Origin of the sequence: Saccharospirillum impatiens DSM 12546 (assembly GCF_000423605.1) — a bacterium.
In the GTDB taxonomy this organism is placed as follows: Bacteria; Pseudomonadota; Gammaproteobacteria; order Pseudomonadales; family Natronospirillaceae; genus Saccharospirillum; species Saccharospirillum impatiens.
Window position 1 is genome coordinate 33,047 of the sequence record NZ_AUIH01000002.1, and the last position, 24,280, is coordinate 57,326.

20 protein-coding genes are annotated in these 24,280 nt (G+C 56.2%); 6 read left to right on the forward strand and 14 right to left on the reverse strand.

The genetic code is table 11. The features are described 5' to 3' along the window. Positions 1-146: 146 nt before the first annotated feature. The 4 genes from G565_RS0101460 to G565_RS0101475 all read left to right on the forward strand — a co-directional run bounded on the left by G565_RS0101460 (position 147) and on the right by G565_RS0101475 (position 4,088). Positions 147-1,154: a PhoH family protein gene (locus G565_RS0101460; RefSeq protein WP_051207118.1), complete on the forward strand. Its 1,008-nt coding sequence runs from the start codon at positions 147-149 to the stop codon at positions 1,152-1,154. An 8-nt stretch (positions 1,155-1,162) separates the two neighbouring features. Further along, the gene (gene ybeY, locus G565_RS0101465; protein ID WP_028669383.1) at positions 1,163-1,645 is read left to right on the forward strand and encodes an rRNA maturation RNase YbeY; all 483 of its coding nucleotides are present in this window, start codon (positions 1,163-1,165) and stop codon (positions 1,643-1,645) included. 84 nt (positions 1,646-1,729) lie between these two features. Continuing rightward, on the forward strand, positions 1,730-2,599 hold the full coding sequence (locus G565_RS0101470) for a CorC family transporter (RefSeq protein ID WP_028669384.1): 870 nt from the start codon (positions 1,730-1,732) through the stop codon (positions 2,597-2,599). Positions 2,600-2,711: 112 nt separating this feature from the next. Then, a complete protein-coding gene (locus tag G565_RS0101475) occupies positions 2,712-4,088 on the forward strand; it encodes a class II fumarate hydratase (protein ID WP_037337165.1) in 1,377 nt (458 codons plus the stop codon). 4 nt (positions 4,089-4,092) lie between these two features. Here the strand turns inward: G565_RS0101475 and G565_RS0101480 are convergent, their stop codons facing one another. The 7 genes from G565_RS0101480 to rplU all read right to left on the reverse strand — a co-directional run bounded on the left by G565_RS0101480 (position 4,093) and on the right by rplU (position 11,632). Continuing rightward, entirely contained in the window at positions 4,093-6,696 is a 2,604-nt protein-coding gene (locus G565_RS0101480; RefSeq protein WP_028669386.1) for an efflux RND transporter permease subunit, read from the reverse strand. Positions 6,697-6,750: 54 nt separating this feature from the next. Then, positions 6,751-7,203: a methyltransferase family protein gene (locus tag G565_RS25675; RefSeq protein WP_051207121.1), complete on the reverse strand. Its 453-nt coding sequence runs from the start codon at positions 7,201-7,203 to the stop codon at positions 6,751-6,753. A 125-nt stretch (positions 7,204-7,328) separates the two neighbouring features. Next, positions 7,329-7,925 (reverse strand): DNA-3-methyladenine glycosylase I, encoded by a 597-nt coding sequence (locus G565_RS0101490; RefSeq protein WP_028669387.1) that lies wholly within the window; start codon positions 7,923-7,925, stop codon positions 7,329-7,331. 112 nt (positions 7,926-8,037) lie between these two features. Continuing rightward, complete coding sequence (proB, locus tag G565_RS0101495; RefSeq protein WP_245584101.1) at positions 8,038-9,171, reverse strand: glutamate 5-kinase; 1,134 nt, start codon at positions 9,169-9,171, stop codon at positions 8,038-8,040. Between the two features lie 85 nt (positions 9,172-9,256). Next, the gene (gene cgtA, locus G565_RS0101500) at positions 9,257-10,459 is read right to left on the reverse strand and encodes an Obg family GTPase CgtA (protein ID WP_028669389.1); all 1,203 of its coding nucleotides are present in this window, start codon (positions 10,457-10,459) and stop codon (positions 9,257-9,259) included. A gap of 594 nt (positions 10,460-11,053) precedes the next feature. Continuing rightward, positions 11,054-11,308: a 50S ribosomal protein L27 gene (gene rpmA / locus G565_RS0101505; RefSeq protein WP_028669390.1), complete on the reverse strand. Its 255-nt coding sequence runs from the start codon at positions 11,306-11,308 to the stop codon at positions 11,054-11,056. Positions 11,309-11,320: 12 nt separating this feature from the next. Then, a complete protein-coding gene (rplU, locus tag G565_RS0101510) occupies positions 11,321-11,632 on the reverse strand; it encodes a 50S ribosomal protein L21 (RefSeq protein WP_028669391.1) in 312 nt (103 codons plus the stop codon). Between the two features lie 258 nt (positions 11,633-11,890). Between rplU and G565_RS0101515 the strand changes: the two genes are divergently transcribed. After that, complete coding sequence (locus tag G565_RS0101515; RefSeq protein ID WP_028669392.1) at positions 11,891-12,859, forward strand: polyprenyl synthetase family protein; 969 nt, start codon at positions 11,891-11,893, stop codon at positions 12,857-12,859. A 16-nt stretch (positions 12,860-12,875) separates the two neighbouring features. On the opposite strand, the gene G565_RS0101520 is transcribed toward G565_RS0101515, so the two are convergent. The 5 genes from G565_RS0101520 to G565_RS22505 all read right to left on the reverse strand — a co-directional run bounded on the left by G565_RS0101520 (position 12,876) and on the right by G565_RS22505 (position 17,821). Further along, on the reverse strand, positions 12,876-13,541 hold the full coding sequence (locus tag G565_RS0101520; RefSeq protein WP_169579605.1) for a flagellar brake protein: 666 nt from the start codon (positions 13,539-13,541) through the stop codon (positions 12,876-12,878). Positions 13,542-13,618: 77 nt separating this feature from the next. Continuing rightward, entirely contained in the window at positions 13,619-14,797 is a 1,179-nt protein-coding gene (locus G565_RS0101525; RefSeq protein ID WP_157599974.1) for a hypothetical protein, read from the reverse strand. A 20-nt stretch (positions 14,798-14,817) separates the two neighbouring features. Continuing rightward, positions 14,818-15,729, reverse strand: coding sequence for an SDR family oxidoreductase (locus tag G565_RS22500; RefSeq protein WP_051207125.1), 912 nt, complete (start codon positions 15,727-15,729; stop codon positions 14,818-14,820). 12 nt (positions 15,730-15,741) lie between these two features. Beyond that, complete coding sequence (locus tag G565_RS0101535) at positions 15,742-16,317, reverse strand: single-stranded DNA-binding protein (RefSeq protein WP_028669395.1); 576 nt, start codon at positions 16,315-16,317, stop codon at positions 15,742-15,744. A 262-nt stretch (positions 16,318-16,579) separates the two neighbouring features. Then, complete coding sequence (locus G565_RS22505; protein WP_051207127.1) at positions 16,580-17,821, reverse strand: MFS transporter; 1,242 nt, start codon at positions 17,819-17,821, stop codon at positions 16,580-16,582. 413 nt (positions 17,822-18,234) lie between these two features. On the opposite strand from G565_RS22505, the gene uvrA reads away from it, so the two are divergent. Further along, positions 18,235-21,084: an excinuclease ABC subunit UvrA gene (gene uvrA, locus G565_RS0101545; protein WP_028669396.1), complete on the forward strand. Its 2,850-nt coding sequence runs from the start codon at positions 18,235-18,237 to the stop codon at positions 21,082-21,084. 10 nt (positions 21,085-21,094) lie between these two features. Here the strand turns inward: uvrA and mazG are convergent, their stop codons facing one another. After that, a complete protein-coding gene (mazG, locus tag G565_RS0101550; protein WP_028669397.1) occupies positions 21,095-21,916 on the reverse strand; it encodes a nucleoside triphosphate pyrophosphohydrolase in 822 nt (273 codons plus the stop codon). A 39-nt stretch (positions 21,917-21,955) separates the two neighbouring features. Beyond that, positions 21,956-24,202, reverse strand: coding sequence for a GTP diphosphokinase (gene relA / locus G565_RS0101555; RefSeq protein WP_028669398.1), 2,247 nt, complete (start codon positions 24,200-24,202; stop codon positions 21,956-21,958). Positions 24,203-24,280 lie beyond the last annotated feature (78 nt).

Sequence of the window (24,280 nt, forward strand, 5' to 3'; positions counted from 1 at the left end):
TGGCACAAAGGCAAAATCAACCTGTATAACGGTGACTGAGTAACAATTCGTTACCACCGTTATCGACTTTTTGACATGGCAGGGATGCAGCGTATTCTTAGCTAAATCCGCTGTTTTCAGTGCAACATGAGAGGAACCAGAACACTTTGACTACCCCGTCTAATCTTGAGGCTGCGACAGCAGCGTCCGATCTGCGGCACTTTGAGCTGCAACCCGATAACCCCCAGAGACTGGCCAGCCTGTGCGGCCTGGCCAACGACAACCTCCGGCAGATTGAAGACCGCCTGGAAATTCGCGTCAAGAACCGTGGCAATCGCTTCGAACTGACGGGTGATGGCGGCAGCGTCGCGGCAGCGGAAGACATCATCAAACGCCTGTATCGGGAGACCAAGGGCGGCAAGGATCTGCTGCCAGACACGGTTAACCTCTACTTGCAGCAATCCGAAGTCGAAACCCTGAATGAACAGGACGGTGCCCAGCTGCAAGAGCATAAACTCTATGTCCTGCACACGCCGAAATCCGTCGTCAAGCCGCGCGGGCCCAACCAGCGCGCTTACGTTCACTGCGTGTTGACCCACGACATCAACTTTGGTGTTGGCCCGGCCGGCACTGGCAAAACCTTTCTGGCGGTGGCTTGCGCTGTTCAGGCGCTGCAAAAAGATCAGGTGAAGCGCATCATCCTGGTCAGACCGGCCGTAGAAGCTGGCGAAAAACTGGGTTTCCTGCCCGGTGACCTGAGCCAGAAAGTCGATCCTTACCTGCGCCCGCTGTACGATGCGCTCTATGAAATGCTGGGTCTCGAAAAAGTCGACCGGTTGATAGAACGCAATGTCATTGAAGTGGCTCCTCTGGCCTATATGCGCGGTCGCACGCTCAGCAACGCCTTCATTATTCTGGATGAAAGCCAGAACACCACCAAGGAACAAATGAAAATGTTCCTGACCCGCATTGGTTTTGGCTCCACCGCTGTTATCAACGGTGACCCCACTCAGGTCGATCTGCCACGCGGCAATCAATCCGGCCTCGCCCATGCGCTGAAAGTACTCGATGGCGTGAGTGACATCAGCGTGACCCGGTTCGGCTCCAAAGACATCGTGCGTCACCCGTTGGTGCAGCGCATCGTCGATGCCTATGATGCGCACGGAGACGACTGACCGCAGCCATGAACGCTAACCCGGCCTTACCTGTTGCCGTCGACCTGGATGTCCAGATCGCCTCGGCGGCGACCGACCTGCCTGACTACGATGCCTTGCTGAACTGGGTTTCCACTGCCCTGCATGACCACCAGGAATCTGCCAGCCTGACCATCAGATTGGTTGATGACCCGGAAAGTCAGCAATTGAATCTCGACTATCGAGGCAAGGATGCGCCCACCAACGTGCTGTCGTTTCCGTTTGACTGCCCACCTGACATTGACGACCCCGACATTCAAGCGCTGCTCGGAGACCTGATCATTTGTGCTCCGGTGGTCGCGCGCGAGGCCGCTGACCAGGGCAAACCCGTATTGCATCACTGGGCGCACATGGTGGTCCATGGTACCTTGCATTTACTGGGGTATGACCACATTGACCCTGACGAAGCAGAGGTTATGGAATCACTGGAACGCCGTATCCTGGCCAGGCTCGACATTGCCGACCCCTATTGAATCGAGAACCACTTGCCGACCGGTACCCCCCCTCTATAATGAGCGGACTGAACCGGGAAACACTAGCAGAGGACACGCACTAGCATGAGCGACGAACGACCCACGAGTAGCAACCCCGGTAGGAAATCCTGGCTGGAACGCCTGTCAGATGCCTTCACCGGGGAGCCTAAAGATCGCGACGATTTGCTCAGCATCCTGAACAGTGCCCAGGAAAACGACATTCTTGACGGTGAAGCCTTCAAGATCATTGAAGGCGCCCTGAACGTATCGGACATGCACGTGCGGGACATCATGATCCCCCGCTCCCAGGTGGTCAGCCTGGAAATCAACGACAGCATTCAGCACTGGCTGTCGCTGATCGTAGAATCCGGGCATTCCCGCTTTCCCGTGCTGGGCGAAAACTCCGACGAGGTCGTCGGTGTACTGCTAGCCAAAGATTTGCTGGGTCTGGGCTTGCAGACACAGTTTGATCTCGACGAAATGAAAAAGCGGCTCAAGACTATCATCCGCAACGTCAACTTCGTGCCTGAAAGCAAACGCCTCAATGTCCTGCTCAAAGACTTTCGCAGCAATCGCAACCACATGGCGGTGGTTGTCGATGAGTACGGGCAGACTGCAGGGCTGGTCACCATTGAAGACGTGCTCGAGGAAATCGTCGGCGAAATTGAGGATGAACACGACGACACGGTTGATGCCAACATACGCCCCAACGGCAACGGCGGCTTTCTGGTTCAGGCTTTAACCCCGATCGAAGATTTCAACGAGCATTTTTCCACCGAATTCAGTGACGAAGAATTCGACACCATTGGTGGCATTGTCATGCACCAGTTCGGCAAGGTCCCCCAGCGTGATGAATCAATCACCCTGGGTGAGCTACTGATCCGGGTTGTGAATGCTGACAATCGCCGGGTGCGAGCCTTTGAAGTGAATCGCCTGCAACCACAGGTTGACTGAACTGCGCGGGTCCACCATCCGGACCCGCCTTCCCGCCCTCCCCGCCTGCCTGATTGGACTTCCCTGCTCAGAGCACTAGAGTGTGTGCAAAACTGAACAAAGGAATACCTCCATGCGCATAGAGAAAGACAGCTTTGGCGAGTTATCCGTTCCTGACGACGTTTTGTACGGCGCACAAACAGCCCGGGCGTTGTCGAACTTCGGCTTATCGAAAGAAGTAATGCCCTCTGGCTTCATTGAGGCCTGCCTCAACATCAAGGCGGCAGCTGCGGCTGCCAATGCCGAGCTGGGTGTGATTGCGCACGAAAAAGCCAGCGCCATCCAAAACGCTTGTCTGGCGGCTCGTGAACACATCAATAACCGTCAGTTCCCGGTCGATGTGTTCCAGACCGGGTCGGGCACCAGCACTAACATGAACATCAACGAAGTTGTTGCCCACCTCGCTGCCTCAGCCAGCGGGCTGGACATCAGCCCCAACGACGATGTCAACGCCAGCCAGAGCAGTAACGATACCATTCCAGCGGCGATACAGATCAGTACCGCTTTGGCACTGGAAGAAGATCTATTGCCCGCCATTACCGCGCTGAAAAACAGCCTTAGCCTGCAAGGTGACACCCATCAGAACACCGTCAAAACCGGTCGCACCCACTTAATGGACGCCATGCCGATGACCCTGCAGCAGGAGTTTTCTGCCTGGATAGAAGCCCTGGACAGCTGCCAGCGACGCATCCATCAGTGCCTGCCCCGGCTTAAAGCGCTGCCACTGGGTGGAACCGCCATTGGCACCGGTATCAATGCGCCCCGGGGCTTCGCTGAAGCGGCCTGTCAGCAGCTGAACCATGGTACTGGCAATGATTTCTGTCCGCACAACAACCCCTTCTACGGCATCAGCACTCAGGATGTCTCGGTTGAGGCTTCAGGCCTGCTCAAGGGCCTGGCAACCAGCCTGATCAAGATCAGCAACGACTTGCGCTGGATGAACAGCGGTCCACTGGCCGGCCTGGGAGAGGTGGTATTGCCGGCGCTGCAGCCGGGGAGCAGCATCATGCCAGGAAAAGTAAACCCGGTGATACCCGAAGCCGTGCTGATGGCCTGTTACCAGGTTATCGGACACGACACGGCCATTACCCTGGGGGCGCAATCGGGCAATTTTCAGTTGAATGTCAGCCTGCCGCTGATCGCCCGGAACCTACTCGACAGCATTGCGCTGTTGAGCCGCAGTTGCGAACACCTGGCACATAAAGTCATCGATGATCTCTGGGTCAATCAAGACGCCCTGGCCGAGCCTCTGCACCGCAACCCGATACTGGTCACCGCACTGAACCCGGTACTGGGCTATCTTAAAGCCGCAGAGATCGCCAAAACAGCCTACGCAGACAACCGTCCAATCATCGAGGTTGCGCTGGAAAAAACCGATCTGAGCCGAGAAGAGCTGGAATCACTGCTCGACCCGGCCCGGCTGGCCCACCCACACCGGCAAAACGACTGACCTTTCAGTCTTCGGTGCGATGATGGCCTTCAATGGTTCCGAATGGCCGCGTCAAAACGATCAGGCGCGGCAACAAGGTCAGTGATCCAAGCAACGCGACCGCCATCGCCAGTGCGGTTAGCAAACCAAAATAGAGGGTAGGCCGAAAATTGGACATCATCAGAATGGAAAAGCCCAGAATGATGGTCAGCGAGGTATAGAACATCGCCTTACCAATGGTGTTATGGCTGCGTGACAGCGCCCGAACGTAGTCGCCATCTTTGGCAAACTCACGTTTATACCGGACCAGATAATGAATGGTATTGTCGACCGCCATACCAATGGTGATGCTGGCAATAGTAATGGTCATCATATCCAGGGGGATGCCGAACCAACCCATTATGCCCAGCACAAAGGTCGCGGCCAGTATATTTGGCGCCATGGCCAGCAAACTGAGTTTAAAACTGCGAAACAAAATCATAAACATCAGCAGTATGCCCATGAAGACAATACCCAACGTCAGAATCTGGGAGCCAAAGAGGCTTTGCAGCATATTGTTGTACAATACCATCATGCCAGTCAGCTGAATCTGGCCCGGTTCAAACCCCAATTCATCCATTGCCTCGCGCTCAATCCGCTCAAGAAAAGCGTCACGCTTCAAGCCGTCCATCGAATCCAGAATGCGGACGTTCAACCTCGCCTGGTTGTGCTCAACCGAAACATAGGGGTCAATCACCAGATCGCGAAACTCGCTGGGGATAACGGTATACAGCAACGCCAACTGAACATTCGTTAACGGTTCATCGTCATTGAACCCTTCAGCGATTTCGATCATCGTCGCCAGTGACAACACCTTACCGGTCTCCGGCTGCTCATCCAAATAGCGATGCAGCGCCTTGATTCGCGCTACTTTGGACTGGGTGTACCAATATTTTTCCGGATCTTCTTCCGCTCCAAAATCGTCGCTAAAACTGCCTACCGAGGCACTCCCACCGCCAAAACCTTCGTCTACAAAGCCGTCGTCTTCAGCAAACCCTTCATCGACAAAGCCTTCATTCGTAACACCGTCAGATGCTTCACTGGCCGAGCGGGAACTGGAGTCCGGTACCGGGGTGTCTTCAAAATTAATCAGCACTTCCAAGGGCGTGGTGCCGCCCAATCGTTCATCGATAACGGTCATCCCCTGGTAGATGTCCGTGCTCTGATCGAAATAGTCGATAAAGCTGTTTTCAACCACCAGCCGGGTCACGCCCACCACCGTAAACGCGGCCAGCGCCAGGCTGGCTACCAGCACGGCATTGCCGGATTTCAAAGTAATGCGGGCAAGCAAACGGGTGGTCTTGCCACCGGATGCCTTTTCCGCCGTGCGTTGATCTTTTCCAGCCAGCAACAACAGAACCGGGAACAGCGAAAACGTCACCAGAAAAGCGCAGGCGATGCCCAGTGACATCATCCAGCCGAAGTTAATCACCGGGCGAATACCACTGAATAGCAGCGACATAAACGCCACGCCTGTGGTCAGGGCCATATACAGGCAGGGCACAGCGATGCGTTTGACAGCAGTCATCACCAGTTGAGCCTGATCCCAGTCGTGATGCTTGCGCAACAGCTCGCGGTACCGAACGATCAGATGAATGGACATCGACAGCGTCAGAATCAGCAACAGGGAAATAAAATTGCTGGAAATTACCGTCACCGGCCATCGGCCCAGTCCCAAAATGCCCAGCATGGTCACTACCACTGCGCCACAACAGAGTAGCGGCATGATTACCCAGCGCGGCTGCCTGAAAATCACGGTCAGTGTGGCGATCAGCAAAAACAATACGCCCAGTCCGAAAGTGATCAGGTCATTGCGTACGAAGGTAATGATATCGTCGGCAATCATCGGCACTCCGCCCAGAAACAACTGAGCATCATCCTGGTGCTGTGCCATCACCTCCCGCACAGAAGCAATGGTTTCGTGGACCATGGCCGCCCGCCGGTCACTCTGCTGACCCAGCATTTCATCAACCCGGTTCAGGTCTGCCTGGATCGACTCGCTCACCGGTCCGCCGGAACGAGACTGCTCGGATAACGATTCCTGCAACGTCAATAGTTGTTCGCGAGTCGTGTCGCGGGGCAGATTGATCTGCAATGCTGTGGTGTTCTCTTCAAGGTTAAGCAACAAATTAACGTAGAGAGGGCTGTTGGCCAGCTCGGTCCGCGCCATGGCGACATCCGTTTCCGGGTCTTCCAACGTCTTGATATTGGACACAAGCTCGGTCATTGGCACGGGGGGGTTGGACAACAGCGGCACGTCAAGCACCGTCAGTACCGACTCAACCCCGCCGATCTGACGCAAATCATCACGCAGGGATTCAAGTCCGGCCAGAGAGGCATCGGAAAACAGCGTTGTCGGTGGCGTATAGGTCATCACCAGGAAATCCTGAGCCCCATAGCGCTCAGCGGTTTCACGGAACAGGGCAAGATCTTCGTCATCTTCCAGCAGCAGCGCTTCGGCAGATGCATCAAGACTGAAGTGACGGGCCTGTGTCGCCAGCAGACCAACCACCAGCACCAGACCAAGCAAAACCCAGAGGGTGTACCCTGTTAAAATGCGCTGATAAAGCGCCCACATACGTTGGCCCATATCAGGCTCCCTGTCGATGATCCAAGCAGATGTCGGCAAGTGCCTCTTCTGGCTTCACAGCCAACGACGCACCCGCTGACAATAGGCGGTGTAAGACTGCCCGTGTCGTTCAAGCAATCGCTTTTCTTCCGGCCGGACAAAGAGCTGGTGTAAGGCAAATACAAAGACCGGTAAAACAACCCAGGATGACAGCGTACCCACCCAGATGGCCAGGCCCGCTGCAATCATTATCTGACCGAGATACATGGGGTTTCTACTGAGCCGGTACAACCCACGCTCAACCAGAGGACCCTGGACATTGCCGAACTCCACCGAGGCACCGGCGCGTTGCAGTTCCCGGTCAGCGACCAGATTCAGCCCTGCCCCCAGAACAACGGGGACCAGGCCGACAAAATTCCACGGATACGGGAACAGCAAGGCCAGAGGCTTGATAAAATGCAGTGAAAAAATGGCCAGCATGACCAGCAGACCGAGCGCCGGAGGTAAAAAAGGCGGCTTGTGAGACATGAAACACCACTTATAACAGATTCAAAGCCCATTACAGGCACGATTTGGTATTCGGATCACGTCTGACCAGAACGTAGCCCAGTGTAGAGGCCCTAGCTCCCCGATACAGCCGTCGAAAGTCACCTTTATTGACTCAGCTGAAAGGACGCCGCTTCCTCGCTGCATCTCTGATAACAGTGACAATCGGTCAGGTGGTCCATAACCAGGCCGGTTGCCTGCATAAACGCATAGCAGATGGTCGGTCCAACAAAGTTGAACCCCCGGTGCTTCAGTGCTTTGGACATGGCCCGGCTGTCGGTCGTTTCTGTAGGCACCTGAGCCAGCTCCGACCAGTGGTTGATCAGTGGCCGGTTACCGACAAAACCCCACAAAAACGGAGCAAACTCTTCACCCGCTTCACGCATGGCAACGTAGGCGCGAGCATTACGGATCACCGACTGAATTTTAAGGCGGTTGCGTACAATACCGGAGTCACCCATCAGGCGGTCAACATCGGCGTCGGTGTAGTGGGTTAACGCGTCGGGGTCAAAATTGGCAAAGGCAGCTTCGTAGCCCGTTTGTTTGCGCAGAATAGTGATCCAGCTCAACCCGGCTTGCTGCCCATCCAGACACAACTTGGCAAATAACGATTGTCCATCCGCCACCGGACGACCCCAGACCTGATCGTGATAAGCCTGATACAACGAATCCTGACCACACCAGCCACATCGGTTCAGCGTCACGGAATGTTCATTTTCAACCAATTGTCATCTCCCTGGACCATAAAATGAGCCCATTTCGAAGTGCTGCCGGGCATTCAGAGGGGGGGGGGGTAATGCAAAACACGAGAGGTCATTACAACAGCACCAGATTATCCCGGTGCACCAGCTCAGGTTCGTCGACGAACCCCAGAATCGACTCAAAGGTAGCCGACGGCTGACGACACAGGCGGATCGCGTCGTCCCGGTCGTAATTAACCAGACCACGCCCGATGGCGACGCCCTGTTCAGACACCAGTGAAACACATTCACCCCGGCGAAACAGCCCCTTGGCATCGGTCACGCCCACCGCCAGCAGGCTTTTTCCCTGCTCGGTTAACGCACGCACCGCACCGGCATCCAACACCAGTTCTCCCCGGGTCTGTAATTGACCCGCCAGCCATTGCTTACGCGCCGCAAGAGGCTCAAGGTCAGGTGTCAGCTGGGTGCCCAGCGCCTCACCCTGACGTATCCGGGTTAACACATTGTCGTTGCGCCCCCCTGCAATAATCGTCACCGCGCCACTGCGCGATGCCAGGCTGGCAGCCCGAACCTTGGTCGCCATACCACCGCGCCCCAATTCACCACCACCCGTCGCCATTTGCCGCAACGCCGGGTCGCTGGCCGATGCCTGACTGATCAGTCGGGCATCCGGGTTGGACCGGGGATCTGCGCTGTAAAGACCATCCTGGTCGGTCAGCAGAATCAGAGCATCTGCCTCAACCAGGTTCGCCACCAGAGCACCCAGGGTATCGTTGTCGCCGAACCGAATTTCGTCGGTCACAACCGTGTCGTTTTCATTAACGATCGGAATCACCGGCAGCGGCAACAAGGCACGCAATGTACTGCGTGCGTTCAGATAACGGCGCCGGTCAGACAGATCTTCGTGGGTTAGCAGGATCTGAGCGGTGTGCAAATGGTGATGCTGAAACAGATCTTCATAAGTCTGCACCAGCTTGGTCTGTCCAACCGCTGCCGCTGCCTGCAGCAACTCCATTGATTCAGGCCGGCGACTCCAGCCCAGGCGATGCATGCCCGCCGCAACAGCCCCTGAAGACACCAGAATCAACTCAACACCACTGGCCCGCAACGCCGCCATCTGGTCAACCCATTGACGAATGCGAACCACATCGAGGCCGCGGCCATCATCAGTCAGCAACGCCGACCCGATTTTGACTACCCAGCGCTGCCCCGCCGTTATGGCCGGATGTCTAACCAAGCCTTCAGACACACCTGCTTCCTTTTTCAATCTGCCGTAAACTCCGATTCACCCTGCCTCACAACCGGCATTGTCCGAAATCAAACGCCCGACAGGATCAGGGCGTGTAAATCACTTCGACGTCATAATCATCATCGTCGTCATCTTCATCACCGTCGTCAGCCTGTTCGGCCTTACGCTTATTACGACGACGTTCGGACAGCGTCTGAATGCGCTCACGCGCCTCGCTTTCAACCTGGTCCCGGTGTTCGGTATCCGCTTCCAGCAAATCCGGGTCATCGGCCAATGCCTGGCGGTGCTCCTCCAGCCAGTTCATCAAATCACGCACCAGAGGGTGAGTCCCCTCCGCAGATATCGCGGAAATCACATAGACCGGGCCTTCCCAATCGAGTGCTGACACCACAGAATCGACCAGCGCCTGTCGCTCATCTTCAGGCACCATGTCGATTTTATTCAACACCAGCCAGCGCTCGCGCTGCGCCAGTGATGGACTGAACTGCTCAAGCTCATTAACAATGGCGACGGCATTTTCAGCGGGCGTCGACTCATCAAAGGGGTACATATCGACCAGATGCAGCAGTACACGGGTGCGTACCAGATGCTTCAGAAATCGAATACCAAGCCCGGCTCCGTCAGAAGCCCCGGCGATCAGCCCCGGAATGTCGGCCATAACAAAAGACCGCAGTGCATCCACCCGCACCACGCCCAGGTTGGGCACCATGGTGGTAAAAGGATAATCAGCTACCTTGGGTTTCGCCGCACTGACGGCACGAATTAACGTCGATTTGCCCGCATTGGGCAAACCCAGCAAGCCAACGTCAGCCAACACTTTCAATTCCAGGCGAAGATTTCGGCTCTCGCCCGGCGAACCTTTGGTAAACTGACGCGGTGCCCGGTTGGTACTCGATTTAAAACGTGTGTTACCAACTCCGCGATGACCACCCTGAGCAACCTTGACGGTATCGCCCGCCTGGCGCAGGTCAGCCAGCACTTCTTCGGAGTCGGCATCGATCAGCGTGGTTCCGACAGGCACCACGAGCGTGATGTCGGACCCTTTATGACCGGTCATATCCCGGCCTTTGCCACCCTCACCGTGATCTGCATTGTAAAACCGCACAAAACGGTAATCGATCAGCGTATTCACGTTTTCATCGGCACGCACATAAACACTGCCACCGTGACCGCCGTCGCCACCGTCCGGCCCGCCTTTTTCAATGTACTTTTCCCGCCGGAAGCTGACACAGCCATTGCCGCCTTTGCCGGCTTCCACGGTAATTGTGGCTTCGTCTACGAACTTCATCTGATCAGCCTCTGGGGAATAAAGGCCAGCTCACCTGAACCGGCCCCGAAAATTGGGTTGTTTGCTCGGTGGCTATTGCCACAAAGCGTCAATATAGCATTTGTACAAATCGCACAGACTCCTGGCATTGGAGCAATGGTTAGAACTCAAGTTTCGACGTTCGGGTTGCCTTCGAGGCACTGGCCCGCACCGGATACCGGGTGTGCCCCTGTGGGGTCGGGCGGAATGCCGCCCACTCATCCATCCATGGAGCCTAGACCGCAGCATCCTTGCTGCGGACTACCCCACAGGGGCACACCCGGCACCCGGCGCTAGTCACTTCAACGAACGCCGAAACTTGACTTCTAAATCCATATCCGCGGCTTAAGCAACCACGACCCCAAGTGCCGGTGGCTGGGTAGGCCTGTCCGGGGAAGTCTGAGGCATGGATGCCGAAGCCTAGGCCCCATGGACGGGTTTACGCCGAGCGATGTGTCGCACCACCCGTCCAGGCCTACCCGGCTGCCGGCACGACTTCTGCCACTGGACAACATAAAGCCATCCATAAAAAAAGCCCTGCAGGGCAGGGCTTTTCAGAGTGTGTCAACGTGCCAATCAGGCAACGATGTTCACAAACTTGCGGCTATGCTCGCCCTTGGTAACAAATTCGACCTTTCCGTCTGCCTTGGCAAACAGGGTGTGGTCTTTACCGATACCAACGTTGGCGCCAGCGTGAAAACGCGTACCGCGTTGACGGATAATGATGGAACCGGCTGTGACAGTCTGACCGCCGAAAGCTTTTACGCCAAGGCGTTTGCTCTGGGAATCGCGACCGTTACGAGTACTACCACCTGCTTTCTTGTGAGCCATGGTTTCTCTCCGTTATGCTGAAATACCAGTGATTTTAACTTCAGTGAACCACTGACGGTGGCCCATTTGCTTCATGTGGTGCTTACGACGCTTGAACTTCAGGATCTTCACTTTCTTGTGACGACCGTGAGCAACCACCTCAGCAGTTACCTTGGCACCGCTAACAACGGGAGCGCCAATGTTCACTTTCTCACCGTTAACCACCAACAGGATTTTATCAAAATCAATGCTAGCACCGGTCTCGGCTTCAATTTTCTCCAGCTTCAGCGTCTCGCCTTCGCTGACGCGGTACTGCTTACCACCACTTACGATTACAGCGTACATGTATCTCTCCAATGATTAAAACCAAGACGACCCGCAGCGGTTCATTTCTTAACCTGTGTCTAAAGGCAACGCCTACGCTGGGAGCACCCTATAACAGGGAATGAAGCAGGTCGATCAGGGCGCGAAATGATACGGATTTCCACGCCCGGAAGCAACCCCCAATCAGCCATGATAAGCCGGAGCAGGCCAGCGGTTCTTGACACGGCCGCAGGGGCTACCTAGCATCGCCCGCTGGCGTTTATCACAAAGACCCCCCGCATGGATCAAAAAGCTGTATTTGCCACCGTCAGTCAGGAGTTCGAGGCGGTCAACCAAACCATATTGTCTCAGCTGGAATCCCGCGTGCCGCTGGTTGAAAAGATCGCCGACTACATCATCAGCAGCGGTGGCAAGCGGCTGCGTCCGCTGCTCACGCTACTGGCAGCCGGTGCCTGCGGCGGTATCACTAGCCGCCACTACCAATTGGCCACTGTGATTGAATTCCTGCATACCGCCACTCTGCTGCATGACGATGTGGTCGATACCTCCGACCTTCGGCGCGGTCGACCGACCGCCAATGCGCGCTGGGGTAATGCCCCAAGCGTACTGGTAGGTGACTTTCTGTACGCCCGTGCGTTCGAATTACTGGTCGACATAGGCGCCATGCCGGTCATGAACCGCCTTGCGGTTGCGACGCGTACCATCGCCGAAGGTGAAGTGATGCAACTGATGAACGTGCGCAACCCGGATGCGACAGAAGCCCAGTACATGGAAGTGATCAAAGGCAAAACCGCCATCCTGTTCCAGGCGTCCAGCGAAACCGCTGCACTGATCAACCAGCAGTCCGAAGCTGATATCGACAAGCTGGCCGCCTACGGATTGAATCTCGGTCTGGCGTTCCAACTCATTGACGACGTACTCGACTATGACGGCAATACGGAAGCACTGGGCAAAAACGTCGGCGATGATCTGGCAGAGGGTAAACCCACCCTGCCCCTGATTCACGCCATGCAGCACGCCAGCGCAAACGATGCTCAACTGATCCGACAGGCCATTCGCAAAGGCGGCCTTGACGACCTGGAGGCCATCATCGATATAGTGCATCACTGCGGCTCAATCGATTATGTCCGCAACAAGGCGCTCGCACACGCATCACTGGCACGAGATCAACTGGCCGGCTTTACCGACTCGGTCTATAAAACCGCTCTAATGAGCCTGACCGACATCGCTGTTCAGCGTGACACCTGAACCCAGCCAGGGGTGACTACCGATCCGCACCCCGGGCTATCTGGGCGTTGACAAAAGCCTGCAGCGCCAGAAAGTCCATATCCGAGACAAAATTAAACTCAATACCGTAAGCAGCCATGCTGTTGCTAAGTTCGAACTTGTCGAGCTCGGCTCTGATCCGGCTTTCGATGGTTATAACCCGGGTTACGTGTCCCACCGTCACTTTACCCGTCAGTAACAGGGTGTCTCCGGTTTCACCGCAGGGCTGCAGCGTTTCCAGTCGTGCACCGGTTGTAGACAGATCGACTATGGCACCAAAGGCCCGCTCCTGACCGGGTTGGCTCTGGTTAACTACCGATACCTGAACGTTCGCCAACACTCGCTCAGCTTTGCGAATTTCCCCCGCTTCGACCCGGTTCGGCCAAGTCAAATGCAGATAGGCCGTTGGTATGGAACACAGATGCTGAACCTGAGTGCGGAAAGCACAGGCGTTTTTGTTGGCAAAAAACCGCAGAATAACGGGCTGCTCCTTCCGTACCAGCAAGTGCCGTCCATCTCCTACGACGGGGGTGGTCACTAACACAGAACGACCCTGAATGTGGCCAATCAACTGGCAGTTGTAGCGCTTCTCGTCGCCGGCAATCTCCAGCTTCATACCAAGGCCGACGGGCAACCGCAATGACGGGTAATCAACACTGGCCATGGCCAGACTTCCTTCCATTAGACCGACAAGAAAGGCTCTGGGAGCCTGTCTGGCGGTTCAGTTTGCACCAACTGCGGCTACTTGAACGGCAACTGTTCTCGCGTTGACTCTATCAATTCACGCAATTGTCGCTCGTTCAATGCCGCGCCATTAGACAGCCAGGGTTCCCAGAAATCACGGGATGGCATTAAACGGTCATCGGTCGCTGGCCGAAAACCTTTACGTGTTTGTGCATCGATGCGCCGCAAGTAGCCCAACATCTCCAGCCCGGCAACGTTGGCGACCATGTCTTCGGCGCTGAATCCGGAACTGCGCGTTTCCGCGTCCGACCACTCTTTGTAGGTCGCCAATTCCAGCGCCGCGTCCGGATTCATTTGCGTACCCAGCCACATCGCCAGGGTATAGTGCCGCGCCAGATCATAACGCCCATGCAACGTCAGCCGCTGACCGGGCATACGCGGCAAATCAACGCCGGGCCTCATTCCCGAAACCGAGCCAAGGGTCGCATAGGACAGCGCACCGAAGACAGCACTGCCATCCTGATTGAAATCCAGGTTTGGTCTCTCAGCCAGCGCTATCAACAGGTCTCGCAACGGAATCCGCTGTCGGCCATCAGCGATAAAAAATTCACGGACCCACTCGACTTCTTCAACCAGGCGCTCACGTTGACCCGAACCCGACCAGAACGGGGCAAAATCATTAAGCCAGCCGGTTAACTCAGGATCTGTCCATTCTGTTGAAAATGTCAGGCTGCCATCACCCATCTCAATAACAGGGCTCAATGTCTGCCAAAGTTGCTCGGCATCGCGGACCGCCGACACCTCTGCGAGACGCTCATTGATGCGACTCACAATCCAGCCAGGCATGGCAACGCCACTGATCCAGAAACGCTGCAACCGAAAAGGCTCGTCTGGCGACCAGGTCAGTTGTAACGGTAAAAATCGATCCAGCCAACGGGTTGGGTACCAGGCTTCCAATTGCAAAGCATCCGGCGTAATGCGCGCCCTGAACTGCGTATGAGTTAATACAGCCTGGGTGGAAGCCAGGAGAATGGCGAGTTTTTGCACGTCATCCTGCTGCACCGACAGTGCTACAGTTTGCCCTGACTCCAGCCTGGCCGGATGGTAATCATCCAGCCATTGACGGTACTTGCTCAGGTCAGAGAAAGGAATGATTGTTCGGGGTGCACTGCTGCCTGGCACGGTCACCAGCCAGAACAGCAAAAACAGTAACAGCGCGAGGAGCAGACCCCCCAAGCCCAAACCCCGCAGCCACCTCACGAGGGCGTTCCGCTGCCGGTCGACGGGGGAGGCTCAAAACACATTTTTAACGCATCCTGAACACCACGACGCCAGGGCAACTGCTTGATACCGAAGGTTGCCAGAATCTTACGTGTGCTCAGCTCAAGGTTATGCGGCCGCAAACTGTCATCCTGACCGGCCGGGTAAATGGCCTCGACCGACTCCACCTCAACATCGATGCATGACTTAGTGGCCTTAACGATGGCTTCGGCAAAAATATGCCAGTGGGTCACATCACTGCCTGCATAGTGGTATGTCCCCCACAGCGGAGGATCCACGTCGCAATCGACCTGCTCCAGCATCGCGATGACAACCCGCGCCAGGTCAGCCGCCGCTGTAGGGCACCCGCGCTGGGTATCAAGTATCCGGATAACGTCCCGCTGCTGGGCTTCACTGACAATATGAGTCAGAAAATTGTGTCCGTCCGGACCAAAAACCCAGGATGAACGCAGGATCAAATGGCGTGCACAGCGGTCGCGCACCGCCTGTTCCGCCTCCAAGAAAGCCTGACCCGTCGATGTAATCGGCTGGACCGCATCATGCTCGGCATAGGCCGTGGTCTTGTTGCCGTCAAACACCTGCTCGCTCGACACGTGCAACAGAGCAACTCCGGCCTGTTCACAGGCTTCGGCCATCACCGCAACACCGGTTTCAATCAGGTGCGGCCAACGCGAATCGACAGTAACTCCAGGTTTCAGGTCATTGTGGACATAAGCATTGATGACATAGTCGGGTTGGTGCTGCTTCAACAGCGCCGCTATGGCAGCAGCATCGGTAAGATCCAGCTGTGCGTCAGCAATCAACACAGCGTCCATACCCCGTTCCGACATCAGCCGACCCAGTGCTCGCCCCAACAGACCTTCAGCATCAGTAACCAGTAACTTCACCCGAAAATACCTTTAAAACGGGATATCGTCGTCAAAATCGTCGAAGTTATTAGCAGGCTGATGACCGGTCTGGGGCGCTGGCTGGCTCGGAGCCGGCGCTGGCGCCGGTGACGGTTTGCCACCAAAGCCACCCTGAGGCTGGCCACCACCAAAACCACCCGATGACTGGGGCGTATTACCCTGGTAGCCGGCATTCTGTCCGCCCTGATTGGCAAATCCACCGCCCTGGGCGGCGCCTGGATTGTCACTGCGCCCACCGATAAACTGCATTTCATTGGCCACGATTTCAGTGCTGTATTTTTCAACACCGTTTTGATCCTGCCATTTGCGCGTTTGCAACCGGCCCTCAATATAAACCTGTGAGCCCTTGCGCAGATAGGTCGCCGCGTTTTCAGCCATACGCCCGAAAATCACAATGCGATGCCATTCGGTGCTGTCTGACCGGTTGCCCTGTTCGTCACGAGGGCCCAACTCATTGGTGGCGACATTCAGGTTGACCACCTGGGTGCCGGAGGCGGTTGCCCGAACATCCGGGTCCTGCCCAAGGCGACCGAGGATAATGACTTTGTTAACTGTTCCGCGTGCCATAATGTTGCATCCTATTCTGTAAAAATCGTTTCAGGGCGGACACCCGCGCATCTGCACCCGGAACAAGGGTGTTCCGGCGACATCCATGACTGAGCTGTCATGGATGTCGGGAGGAAAGCAAACATCACGCTTCCTGCTTTCCGTGCTTTGAAAAAGACAGGATGCCTTCTTCAATAACCTGCCAGTGTTCCCCGCGTCGGTTACTGCTATCTTTGAACCGGTTGTGCGATAAATCAAGAGACTGCCGTTCAAGCCTGCCTGATCATGAACGCTGAGTCATGTTCGGATCATCGCCAGCCAGCGGGCGGTTCGAGGCTTCTGTCTTTGGGTCAACAGGGCCGGGCACACCCTGACCAAGGGCCCATAGTAACATCATCCACACCAGCATCGCTGCGATGCCAATCATAGCAATGCCGGCCATTCCCCATTGCTGGTAAGCCCAGCCACCGCTGAGTCCGCCGAGGGCGGCCCCTAAAAACTGACCGGTTGAAAAAACACCCATGGCGGTACCCCGTGCATTTTCGGGTGCTCGCCGGCTAATCAGGGACGGCAGGCTGGCTTCGACGAAATTGAAACCCACGAAAAACAGCCAGACCAAACCGATACTTAACCAGGCTACCGTACTCAGACCCAACCCAGCCATTGCCGCTATAATGAAGGCCCCCGCCAGAATGAGAAAGAGGCGGTGTGCCTTGCGGCGTTCGGCCAGGGCAATCATCGGCACCATACCGAGAAAGGACAACACCATTACCGGCGCATAAACCCAGCCAAGCTGGTCGCCCAGTATACCTTGCTGCACCAGCACGACGGGCAACCCAACAAACATCATGGTCATGGTCAGGTGAAGCACGAAGACGCCCAGATTCAGGGGGACCAGTTGCCGGTCACGAATCACCGGCCCGAGCTGACTGCCCTGCCAGCGGCGCTCTTCATGCACCCGGGCCGGCGGCGGTGCCGGCAGCCAGTAAACAATCACCAGCCCCGCCAAGGCCATCAACGAGGTCGCCCAGAACACCCCTGATAATCCAAAGGCACTGGCGATAACCGGGCCGATTATGACGGCCAGAACGAAGGAGCCACCAATAATGGCACCGACAATAGCCATCGCCTTGGTGCGTTCTTCCGGGCGGGTATAATCGGCCAGCAACGCCAGAATAACACTGGCTATGGCACCCGCACCCTGCAGAGCACGGCCGATGACCACGCCCAACACATGGTCAGACAACGCAGCGATCACCGAACCGACGATAAAAATCAATAACCCTGCGGCAATCACCGGCTTACGACCAAAGCGGTCTGACAGCATCCCGAGTGGAATCTGCAAAATCGCCTGGGTAATGCCATAGATTCCCAGCGCAATTCCCAACAACACCGTAGTAGCGCCGGTCAGAGACTGGCCATACAGAGTCAGAATCGGCAACACCATGAACAGCCCGAGCATGCGCGAGGCATATAGTAGAGCCAGACCTGTCAGCGCCTTTTTTTCAAGAGTATTAAAAGCCATATACCGGCGATGTCCGTAATATCCCGGGTGCGTCACCGGGCAATCAGTTGAGTTTGTTAACCAGCACGGTCACAAAGTCGCGCATGGTACCAGAAATGATCCCCGTTAGGCTTGCCACATGACGCAATTTGCAGGTGTTTTGACTACTCAAATTTTGCGACCACGATGGTCCAGCGCCGGGCCTCGGGTGTGAGGCTGGCGGGCGTCTAGTGCCGCTCGAATGATTCAGAGACGCCCAGCAGCGTCCCGCCAGAGCCACACCCGATGGCTGGCGCGACCGATAGCCACTAAAGCCGGAACAACCATCGTCGAACTTGGGTTCTGTACGTTTATACAGTAAACTGGCCCGCTTGTTTAACTGCCCTGACTGGCAGTAGCAACCATCATCGTAACAGCCGGATAAAGAGGAAGGCATGGACAAGATTTCCGTCCAGGGGGCTCGCACCCATAACCTGAAAAACATCGACGTGGACATCCCGCGCGATAAACTCGTCGTCATCACCGGCCTGTCCGGGTCAGGCAAGTCTTCCCTGGCTTTTGATACCCTCTATGCCGAAGGCCAGCGTCGCTACGTCGAATCATTGTCGACCTATGCGCGCCAGTTCTTGTCGATGATGGAAAAGCCCGATGTCGATCACATAGAAGGTTTGTCACCGGCCATCTCCATCGAACAAAAGACCACTAGCCACAACCCACGCTCAACTGTAGGCACCACCACAGAAATTTACGACTACTTGCGCTTGCTCTACGCACGGGTCGGTGAACCGCGCTGTCCGGAACACGATGAACCGCTGGAAGCGCAAACCATCAGTCAGATGGTCGATCAGGTGCTGGCGCTGCCCGAGGGCAGCAAACTGATGATGCTGGCGCCGATCATTGATGATCGCAAAGGCGAACACCTGCATGTGTTTAACGAACTGCGCGCCCAGGGCTTCGTGCGGGTACGGGTCGATGGCACCGTGATGGACCTTGACGAAGTGCCCGAGCTCGACAAAAAACGCAAACACAGCATTGAGGCAGTGGTTGACCGATTTAAAGTGCGCGATGATCTGAAACTGCGCCTGGCGGAATCCTTCGAGACCTGCCTGACACTGTCTGGTGGCATCGTGAAAATGGTGTATATGGACGGTGACGGGCAGGACATGCTGTTCTCGAACCGTTTTGCCTGCCCGGTGTGTGGCTATTCCATCACCGAACTTGAACCGCGCATGTTCTCATTCAACAACCCGGCCGGCGCCTGCGAGCAATGCGACGGGCTGGGCATGAAACAATATTTTGACGGGGGCAAGGTCGTGCGCGACGCCGGCCTGTCACTGGCTGAAGGTGCCATTCCCGGCTGGGACCGGCGTTCGGTTTATTACTTCAGTCAATTGCAGTCAGTGGGCGAGCACTACGGTGTCGACATTGACCAGCCATTCAATGACCTGCCCAAACGCTTTCAGCGCTATGTACTGGATGGGACGGCTAAAACGGAGATCGAGTTTTCCTACGTCAACAGCCGTGGAACCACCTATTCACGCATTCATGCCTTTGAAGGCGTGATGCCCAACATGGAACGCCGCTACCGCGAAACCGACAGTCAAATGGTGCGCGAGGAGTTGTCGAAGTTCCTTACCGAACAGGATTGCCCCGGCTGTCATGGCAGCCGCTTGAAACAAAGCGCACGCCACGTCTTCGTCAAGGGCATTAATTTGCCCGAAGTAACGCACATGGCCATCGGCGACTCACTCACCTACTTCCAGGAACTGACGCTGACCGGCTCTCGTGCCCAGATTGCCGACAAGATCCTGCGCGAGATCGTGCAGCGCATGACATTCCTGGTCAATGTCGGACTCGACTACCTGACACTCGATCGCAGCGCCGATACGCTCTCCGGCGGCGAGACGCAGCGCATTCGATTGGCCAGCCAGATCGGCGCGGGGCTGGTCGGCGTCATGTACATCCTGGATGAACCCTCCATCGGCCTGCACCAGCGCGACAATGATCGTTTGCTGGAGACCCTGACCAACCTCCGGGACATGGGCAACTCCGTCCTGGTGGTCGAACACGATGAAGATGCGATTCGCGCCGCCGACTTTGTGCTCGACATCGGCCCCGGAGCAGGCATTCACGGCGGACACATCGTTGCCTCGGGCACACCGGCCGACATCATGGCCAACCCCGAGTCCCTGACCGGGCAATACCTCAGTGGCAAACAACGAATTGAGATCCCCAAAAAGCTGACGCCGACGGACCCGAACAAGCTGTTAACCATTAACGGCGCGCGCGGAAACAACCTCAACGACGTCACTCTGAACCTGCCGGTTGGTCTCTTTACCTGCGTGACGGGTGTCTCCGGGTCGGGCAAATCGACTCTGATCAATCAGACGCTGCACCCACTGGCGGCCACCGTATTGAATAAAGCCACCACCTTGACCCCGGCAGCACACGACAGCATCAGCGGACTGGAGCATTTCGACAAAGCGGTCGATATCGACCAGAGCCCGATTGGGCGAACCCCGCGTTCGAACCCGGCGACTTACACCGGTATCTTCACCGCGATACGCGAATTGTTTGCAGGCACCCAGGAAGCACGGTCACGCGGCTATCAGCCGGGCCGGTTTAGCTTTAACGTCAAGGGTGGCCGGTGCGAGGCTTGCCAGGGCGATGGTCTGATCAAGGTGGAAATGCACTTCCTGGCCGACATCTACGTCCCCTGCGACGTTTGCACCGGCAAGCGCTACAACCGCGAAACGCTCGACGTCCGCTACAAGGGCAAGAACATTCACGAGGTACTGGAAATGACCATCGAAGAGGCGCGCAGCTTCTTTGACGCCATTCCGGCGCTGTCACGCAAACTGCAAACGCTGATTGATGTCGGTCTGACCTACGTGAAACTGGGGCAAAGCGCGACAACGCTGTCTGGCGGTGAAGCCCAGCGCGTCAAGCTGGCGCGAGAGCTGTCAAAACGCGATACTGGCAATACCCTGTACATTCTGGATGAACCGACCACCGGTCTGCATTTTCACGACATCAAGCAACTACTGGCCGTACTGCATCGGCTGCGTGACCACGGCAACACTGTCGTGGTGATCGAACACAATCTGGATGTCATTAAAACGGCTGACTGGATCATTGATCTGGGTCCGGAAGGGGGTAGCCGGGGTGGCTATATCATTGCTGAAGGCACGCCCAAAGAGGTGGCCAACAACAAGGCCTCAGCGACCGGAAAATACCTGAAGCCACTGCTGAAAGCTGGCGCCAAAGCGCTGGAAACGGCCTGAAACAACCCCGTTACCGGGGTTCTTTCGCCTTGGCCTGGTTCCAAAACGCATCCAGGCTGTCAAGACTGTGGGTGGACCAATCGCCACCGCCAGCCTGGACCTGCTGTTCGACCCAACTGAACCGCGATTCAAACTTTCGCGCGGCTTTACGCAGTGCCTGCTCGGGATCAACCGCCAAGTGACGCGACAAATTGGCGATCACAAACAACAGATCGCCAATTTCTTCTTCCGTATGGGCGGTATCGCCCGAAGCCGCGGCCGCTCGCAATTCAGCCAGTTCCTCATCAACCTTATCGAACACCCCCCCGGCATCCGGCCAGTCGAACCCGACCCGGGCAGCCCGTTTCTGCAGTTTGCGGGCGCGCAGCAAGCCAGGTAATGATCGCGGTACATCGTCTAGCAGTGACTCAGCACGACCACTATTCTGCTTCTCAACGTCCTTCAACCGATCCCACTGGCCATTCACCGTGCCAGCATCCGTTTGCTGCTCCGGATCTATCCGGCTATCGAGCGTGCCGGCAGGAAAGACATGTGGGTGGCGGCTGATCAGCTTGGCCACCAGGTCGTGTATAACGTCATCGAGGCCAAAGCGTTGTTCTTCAGCCGCGATCTGAGCATAAAACACCACCTGAAACACCAGATCACCCAATTCCTCCCGCAGGTGCTGATAGTCGCCACGTTCAATGGTGTCGATCACCTCATACACCTCTTCCAGCGTATGCGGCACAATAGACTCGTAAGTCTGCTCCAGGTCCCACGGACAGCCGGTACCGGGGGTGCGCAACCGCTGCATCAGCGTTTTCAGATCGTGATAATCGTATCGTTGAGTCAAATTCGCTTACCTGTATTTAGCTCAAGTTTCGGAGTGCCACTAATGCTTCACGCGCGGCATCACCCGGCGCACGTCCGCCACATTGGCGATTTTCGACAGCTGGGCCATCACCTTGCCGAGCGAATCAATGTCTTCAATTTCCACGGTCAGTCGCATGTCCGCCTGGCTTTCGTCCTTGTTCGACAGCGTATTAACCGAGGTCACGTTAATATTGCTGTTGGCCATGATCATCATGATGTCGCGCAGCAAGCCGGTTCGGTCATAGGCCAGAATGTTCAGCTCAACCGGGTAGGTTCGGCGAGTCTCGCCGCCCCAGCTGACTTCTATAATCCGCTCGGGCTCGCGGTCTTTCATCTGCAGCAAATTCACACAGTCCTGGCGGTGAATCGAAACACCCCGCCCCAGGGTGATAAAGCCAACAACAGGATCACCTGGCACTGCCTTACAGCAGTTGGCAATCTGCGTCATCATGTTGCCGACCCCGTGAATCACCAAATCGCCACTGGGTTTCAACTCGGTTGCCGTCGACAATTGAATTTCATCCGGCCGAGCGGGGTTAACCATGGCTTCAGCCGAATGCACCACCTGCATCAATCGCAGGTCACCGGCGCCGATGGCCGCGTACATGTCATCGGCCAACTGAAAATTAACCCTCCGCGCCAACTCATCCATATCCAGCTTGGGCAGGTTAAACCGCTGCAACTCGCGCATCAGTATGGCCTTGCCTTCGCGAAGGTTTTCAGTGCGATCCAGTGATTTGAACCAGTGACGAATCTTGGCCCGGGCGCGTGAGCTGTGCACATACCCCAGATCCGGGTTAAGCCAGTCACGACTGGGAGCAGGGTCACGGCCGGTCAACACAGACACCTGATCACCAATTTTCAGGCGATGGGTCAGTGGCACAATGCGCCCGTTCACTTTGGCACCGCGACAGCGGTTACCGACGTCCGTGTGGATTTTATAGGCAAAGTCGATGGGCGTAGCGCCCTTGACCAGGTCAATCACATGACCTTCAGGCGTCAGTACATAGATCCGGTCGGTGGCGACATCCGCGCCCCACTCTTCAACCATTTCCTGTATATCACCGAGTTCGTCGTGCCATTCAAGCACCTGCCGCAGCCAGTTGACCTTTTCTTCGTAGCCGCGTGAATGCGCCCTGCTTTTAGCATCAGTGCCTTTGTAAACCCAGTGAGCACAGATGCCCAGCTCCGCATCGTCATGCATTTCGTGCGTGCGGATCTGCACTTCCACGACCTTACCTTCCGGCCCGATCACAGCCGTGTGGAGGGAGCGATAACCATTGGCTTTGGGCGACGCAATGTAATCGTCAAATTCACGGGGAATATGGCGCCAGAGCGAATGAACAATGCCCAATACTGTGTAGCAATCGCGCACGTCCGGCACCAGAACACGGAAGGCCCGAATATCATAGACCTGACTGAAGCTGATGCTTTTGCGCTTCATTTTCCGCCATATCGAATAGATATGCTTCGCACGCCCCTGTATTTCGGCCTTGATCGCGGCTTTTCCTACCTCGTCTTGAATGATGTTTTGCACATTTTCAATGTAACGCTGTCGATCCAGTCGCTTTTCATCGAGCAGCTTGGCAATTTTCTTGTAGTCGAGGGGTTCGATGTAGCGGAAGGAAAGATCTTCCAACTCCCACTTAAGGTGGCCAACCCCAAGCCGGTGAGCCAACGGAGCGTATATGTCGAACACCTCACGTGCTACCTTGTAGCGGCGCTGTGCCGGTGCGTTCTTGACCGCCCTAATGGCGCAGGTCCGCTCAGCCAGTTTGATCAGCGCCACACGAACGTCATCGATCATGGCGACCAGCATCTTGCGAACCGCCTCTCCCTGGGTCTCATGCTGGCCCAGAACCGCTCTGCGTGTCGACTTGTGCTTGGTATGAATGGCTGCCATGCGCAGTACGCCTTCGATCAGCATGGCGACCTGCGGACCAAACTGGTCACGCACCGTATCGAGGGGCAGCTCTTCCTCCCGTACCGTGCGATACAGGATAGCGGCGATGATCGCTTCCTGATCCAGGTTCAGTTCCGAGAGGATTTCAGCCATTTCCAGACCGGTTCGATAGGCCGACTCACCCTCACCCCAGTGGTTTTTTGGCGTTTCAGCCTCTTCCTCAGCAACTCTGGCGATGCGACAGGCCCGTAACAGCTCTTCCCGGTCCAATACCGGGTTTTGCTGCTCCACACGGAGCAGCCAGGACTCCAGGTCCACTGTTCCGTCACTGAACACGGGTTGATCTTCGCGTACCTTAACCATCAGCTACTCATGTATCGTTCAAATCATCACATAGCCAAACTATGCACGGACTTCCTGCCATGGGGTGCACCCCGAAAC